Annotated in this window: 1 protein-coding gene and 1 pseudogene; both read right to left on the reverse strand. The window is 67.1% G+C overall.

The window, feature by feature from the left end:
* Positions 1 to 162, reverse strand: a 162-nt coding sequence (locus OQ02_RS47455) for a GNAT family N-acetyltransferase (RefSeq protein ID WP_033443771.1), incomplete at its 3' end; no start/stop codon positions are given.
* Positions 159 to 426, reverse strand: a pseudogene (locus OQ02_RS39310) (lysine 6-monooxygenase); the annotation flags it as partial. The gene OQ02_RS47455 and the pseudogene OQ02_RS39310, both read right to left, overlap by 4 nt.

A 426-nucleotide genomic window follows, 5' to 3' on the forward strand; every position in this document is an offset into this window, starting at 1 on the left:
CACGTGGTGGTGCGGGTGCGCGACGAAGCCCGTGTACTCGCGCACGACGTCCTCCAGGGTGGCGTCCTGCATCATCCAGAAGGCGGCCTTGGGGTGCGTGACCCACGGGTGGATCAGCTCGGCGTCCTTCAGCGGGTCGAAGGGACGTATCGATACGGTCATACCGCGAACTCCTGGAAAGCGATGGTCTTCTCGACGGGGTAGTACTCGTAGCCCAGCATCGCTCCGATGATGTACGCGTTGCGGTACGCCCCCATGCCGAGGTCGGGCGAGGTGATCGAGTGGGTGTGCACGCCGGCGTTCTGCAGGAAGACCCCGCGGCCCGTCGTGTCGATCGCGTAGTTGCGGGCCACGTCGAAGCGGCCCCGGCCGTCCCAGTTGAGGCGGTCGCGGACCGGCTCGAGGAAGGCGGGGACGGCGTACTTG

This window comes from Saccharothrix sp. NRRL B-16314 (genome assembly GCF_000716595.1).
GTDB lineage: Bacteria > Actinomycetota > Actinomycetes > Mycobacteriales > Pseudonocardiaceae > Actinosynnema.